Below are 5,037 nucleotides of genomic sequence, written 5' to 3' on the forward strand. Positions count from 1 at the left end.
GGTGGCCAGATAAAAGTCCCCACCCCGTGTTCGTCGTGTCGATCAGGAACTGCGGGCCCCGGTGGTGACGGTGAAGGTGCCAACCACTCATCGCCACCACCGGGGAGTTCCATTGAAGTCTGCGAGGGACCGCATGGACATCATTTCTGCCTATCAACAACTCGGGTCATTCCGAGGCGCCGCCGAGCTGTGCGGCACCACCCACAAGACCGTCAAACGGGTCGTGGAGAAGTTCGAAGCCGGCGAGACCGCACCACCGCGGGCTGAGCGGGCCCGTAACTACGATGCGGTGGCCGAGCTGGTCGCCGAACGCGTCGCGAAGTCGGCGGGCCGGATGTCGGCGAAGCGGATGTTGCCGATCGCTCGCGCTGCTGGCTATGAGGGTTCGGAGCGTAACTTCCGCCGGTTGGTTGCGGTGTCGAAGACATTGTGGCGCAGCGAGAATCACCGGGGCCGCCGCCCGGCGGTGTGGTCGCCGGGTGAGTATCTGGTGATCGACTGGGCCGAAGCCGCGCCCGGGCTGTTCTTATTCTGCGCGGTGCTGGCGTTCTCCCGGTGGCGGTTCGTGGCGTTCGCCACCGATCAACGGGCGTCGACGACACTGGCGCTGATCGCCGAAGCATTGGCTGCGATCGGCGGTGTCCCGGCCCGGGTGCTGGCCGACCGGATGGCGTGTTTGAAGGGCGGCGTAGTGGCGAATGTGGTGATTCCTACGGCCGAATATGTCCGGTTGGCGAGCCATTACGGGTTCGCACCGGATTTCTGCCATGCATCCGATCCCGAATCGAAGGGCATCGTGGAGAACTTGTGCGGCTACGCTCAACGCGATCTGGCGGTGCCACTGCTCACCGACGCTGCCATCACCGGGACACCGGTTGACGTGCGGGCCGCCAACGCCGCGGCCAGGGCGTGGTGCGTCGAGGTCAATGCCGCGGTCCATTCGGAGATCATGGCGGTGCCCGACGAGCGGCTGCTCATCGAACGTGAACTCCTGCAACCATTGCCGTCGCTGCGTCTGCAGATCGGGGCGCCCTCGGTGCTGCGTAAGGTCGACCGGCTGTCCTGCATCCGGTATGCCTCGGCCCGCTACTCGGTGCCCACCCGGCTGATCGGAGCCAGGGTGGCCGTGGTGGTCGATCACGGGGCGGTCTGCCTCGTCGAGCCCACGACCGGGATGATCGTGGCTGAGCACGAACTGGGTGCCCCGGGCACCGCGTCGATCAGCGATGCCCACTACGACGGGCCACGACCGGCGCCCAACCGCGGGCCACGCCCGAAAACGACCATCGAGAAGCAGTTCTGCGACCTCGGTGCCGACGCCCAAGCGTTCCTGGTCGGGGCCGCCGCGATCGGCAACACCCGCCTGGGTTCTGAGCTGGAGATCCTGCTGGCACTGGGCGCTGCCCATGGTGAACAGGCATTGGTGGCGGCGTTGCGCCGGGCGCTGGCGTTCCGGCGGTTCCGTGCGACCGATGTCCGCTCGATCCTGGCCGCCGGGGCGGGAACACCCCAGCCCCGCCCCGCTGGGGATGCGTTGATCCTCGACCTGCCGGTCGCCCCGACGCGTTCGTTGGATGCCTACAAGGTCACCCCGGCCGCCGATGGTGGTGTGAGTTCATGACAACCACATCGGCCAAGGCAACCAAACCCGTTGCACCGCTCTCTGTTCCAGAACTGGCTGCCGATCTCGACGCCGGGTTGCGTCGGCTCAAGCTCGCAGCGATCCGGCGCACCGCACCCGAGGTCCTGCAGACGGCCAAGACCCAACGCTGGACCCCCGAAGAGGTGCTGCGGACCCTGGTCGAAACCGAACTAGCCGCCCGCGATGCCTCCAACGTCGTCAACCGGCTCAAGACCGCCGGGTTCCCAGTCGCCAAAACGTTGGAGTCGTTCGACGTGGCCGCCTCCTCAATTCAGCCGAAGGTGTTCGCCTACCTGTCCAGCCTGGAATGGGTTCGCGCACAATCCAACCTGGCGATTATCGGACCGGCCGGGACCGGGAAATCCCACACCCTGATCGGTCTCGGGATCGCCGCCATCCACGCCGGGCACAAGGCCCGCTACTTCACCGCCGCCGACCTCGTCGAAACCCTCTACCGAGGCCTTGCCGACAACACCGTCGGCAAGATCATCGAATCCCTGCTGCGCGTCGACCTGATCATCCTCGACGAACTCGGCTTCGCCCCGCTCGACGACACCGCGACCCAACTGCTGTTCCGTCTCGTCGCCGGCGCCTACGAACGCCGCTCCCTGGCCATCGCCTCGCACTGGCCCTTCGAACAATGGGGCCGATTCCTGCCCGAACAGACCACCGCCGTCAGCATCCTGGACCGACTCCTGCACCACGCCACCGTCGTCATCACCAGCGGAACGCAAAGCTGCAATTGACGGTGGTGCTGGCTCCGCTGGAAGCGGTTCCGGAGCTGTATCTGCATCCTGAACACCGTCGGCGGCGCTGGCGCCCGGCCCTGCGGACTGAGTTCGATGTCTAGTAATTACCACCGCATATCTAGCGTTGATCGCCGCATCATTCACCGTATATTCGGTTACTGCGGCTATCTAGCAGCCGCTGCGAGAATTGAACGTCGACGCGCGGCGGTAAATGATAGACGGCGAGTGCGTGGTGGCCTAGGCTCCCGGGTGGGAGGTGAGACCGGTGAGCGACACGACACGACTTCGGGCGTTGACCGAGGCGGGGTTGGTGCATCCGAATCCCGACGCGGTTTTCGCGCCGTTGTTCACCGCCGGGCCAGGTTTTTTTCTGGCCGCCGACAAAGTGCAGGTGAAATACGAGATGCTGCGAGCGCGTCTAGTCGAGGGTGTTCCCGTGGCCGAAGCTGCTGCGGCACACGGCTATTCACGAGCAGCGTTTTATCTGGTGGCGGCGGCGTTCGAGCAGTCGGGCATGGCGGGGCTAGTCGACGAGCGGCGCGGCCGTCGTGGCCCGGTCAAGCTGCGCCCCGAGATCGTGGAGTTCATCCGCGCCGACACCGGCTCGGGGGCCCAGATCGCCGAGCAGGTGGCCGACCGGTTCGGAGTGCGGTTACACCGGCGCACCGTCGAGCGGGTCCGCGGGCGGTGAGCGCCCGGTCGTTCTGGCCGCCGGTCGAGGCGGCACAGGTCGACTACGAAACGCTGCGCGCGCATGTGCTTGAGCTCACCGGGCTGCCCCCTGGTCTGGCCGCGGCCCGGTTTGCCCGTCGCGGCCTGGCCGGGTTGATCGCGTGGCCGAGCGCCGAGCCGGTGTTCGTCGCCGAACTGCTCGCCGCCACCCGGCCGGCATGGACACCGCACAACGATCCGCGGGTGGCAGCGCTGGCGGCGGGTTATCAGTTCCTGCTCGACGCCGCCGCACGCGTGGATTCGGTTGCCGCACTGGCACTACCGGGAAGAGGCCTGCGGTGAGGGCGGCGCTGTATGCGCGGGTGTCCACCGAGCGCCAAGCCGACCGCGGCACCATCGGCTCACAGCTGCAGCTGCTGCGCGAACACATCGCCGCCGCCGGTGACGAGCTGGTCGGCCAGTACGTCGACGACGGGTATTCCGGCGCCCGATTGGACCGGCCCGGACTGGACGCGTTGCGCGATGCCGCCGAGGCCGGGCTCATCCAACGAGTGTGGTGCCTGTCGCCCGACCGGCTCGCCCGCGCCTACGCCTACCAGGTGCTGGTGCTCGACGAGCTGGACCGCTTCGGGGTCATCGTCGCCTTCACCGACTCCCCGGGGCTGGCCGCCGACGACCCGCAATCGGTACTGCTCACCCAGGTCCAGGGCGTAATCGCCGAATACGAGAAAGCCAAGATCGCCGAACGCTACCGGCGCGGCAAACTGTTTCGGGCCCGCGCCGGCGAGATCGTCACCTGGAAAGCCTCCTACGGCTACCGTCGCATCCCCCGCAGCACCGCCACCGGCCAAGCACACCACGAGATCTACGAGCCCGAGGCCGCCGTGGTGCGGCGGATCTTCACCGACCGCGCCGCCGGCATCACCGTGCGCGAGATCTGCCGACGCCTCAACGCCGACGCGATACCGTCACCCACCGGCAAACCCACCTGGGGCCACTCCACCCTGTGCCGGCTGCTGCGCAACGAGGCCTACATCGGCCGGGTCTACTACAACCGCACCGAATCGGTGCCCGACCGACGCCCCACCCGACACCACCGGCAGGTCTGGCGCAACCGGGACGAATGGATCCCCATCGACTGCCCACGCATCGTCTCTGACGAGCTGTTCCAAGCCGCCGGGCGAGTCGCCACCGACAACACCAAGTGGAGCCCCCGTCGCGCCGAACCCGGCCAATGGCTGCTCAAAGGACTTGTCAAATGCGGTGTTTGCGGTGTCGGCACCAACTGCCACAAGATGCGCGGCCGCAACGGTACCTGGCACCGCTACTACCACTGCCGCAACCACGACCCCATCCGCGCCGGCGGCGAATCCCGCCGCTGTCCCGAACGCAACATCCGCGCCGACGCGCTCGACAGCTTCGTGTTCGACCAGATACGCGCCGCGATCACCCACCCGGACCGGCTGCTGGCCGGCGAACAGGCCGTCACCCTGGCAACCCCGATCCCCGACGACGAACTGCTCGCCGCTGAACTGACCCGGCTGGACCGCAAGATCGAGGCCGCCGACACCGAACGGCGCCGCCTCATCGACCTCTACCAGGGCGGGTTCATCGAACTCCCCGAAATGCAGCGCCGCGCCACCGAAGTCTCCTCCCGTCGAAAAGAGCTAGAGCATAAGCGAACCAGCCTTGCCGATGAACGAACCGCGCTTGCCCGTGACAACCAGCTCCGCCGCCGCGTGCACGACTTCGCCGCCCGCATCCACGCCGTCATCGACACCCTCGACAACATCCAAAAACAGCAACTGCTGCGCCTACTCATCGAAGACGTCCGCGTCACCGGCTGGCACGTCAAGATCCGGCTGCGCATCGCACTCGACCCGCCACCACCGGACCCGACCGGCCCACCAAACCCAAAAGGCGAACCGACACCACACCTGCGCCCAGTGTCAAGTCAAGACGGTTTGCGTTCCG

The 5,037-nt window shown here is 67.0% G+C and carries 5 protein-coding genes; all 5 read left to right on the plus strand.

The annotated features are described in order from the left end of the window. The first annotated feature begins 112 nt into the window (after positions 1-112). Positions 113-1,621, plus strand: coding sequence for an IS21 family transposase (gene istA / locus ACLP4W_RS13490; protein ID WP_442386641.1), 1,509 nt, complete (start codon positions 113-115; stop codon positions 1,619-1,621). Beyond that, positions 1,618-2,388 carry an IS21-like element helper ATPase IstB gene (gene istB / locus ACLP4W_RS13495; protein WP_442386643.1) on the plus strand — a complete coding sequence of 257 codons (771 nt, stop codon included), beginning with the start codon at positions 1,618-1,620 and terminating at the stop codon, positions 2,386-2,388. The genes istA and istB overlap by 4 nt, the downstream gene beginning before the upstream one ends. Positions 2,389-2,656: 268 nt before the next feature. Then, entirely contained in the window at positions 2,657-3,082 is a 426-nt protein-coding gene (locus tag ACLP4W_RS13500; protein ID WP_442386645.1) for a helix-turn-helix domain-containing protein, read from the plus strand. Then, positions 3,079-3,405, plus strand: coding sequence for a hypothetical protein (locus ACLP4W_RS13505; RefSeq protein WP_442386647.1), 327 nt, complete (start codon positions 3,079-3,081; stop codon positions 3,403-3,405). Before ACLP4W_RS13500 ends, ACLP4W_RS13505 begins: the two co-directional genes overlap by 4 nt. After that, positions 3,402-5,037 (plus strand): recombinase family protein (locus ACLP4W_RS13510; protein ID WP_442386648.1); only part of this gene is annotated, 1,636 nt, incomplete at its 3' end. The genes ACLP4W_RS13505 and ACLP4W_RS13510, both read left to right, overlap by 4 nt.

Source organism: Mycobacterium sp. (genome assembly GCF_052145595.1).
Classification (GTDB): Bacteria; Actinomycetota; Actinomycetes; order Mycobacteriales; family Mycobacteriaceae; genus Mycobacterium.

Excerpts from the sequence above, each read along its gene's own strand:
- istB (WP_442386643.1), top strand. The coding sequence starts at position 1,618 with ATGACAACCACATCGGCCAAGGCAACCAAACCCGTTGCACCGCTCTCT.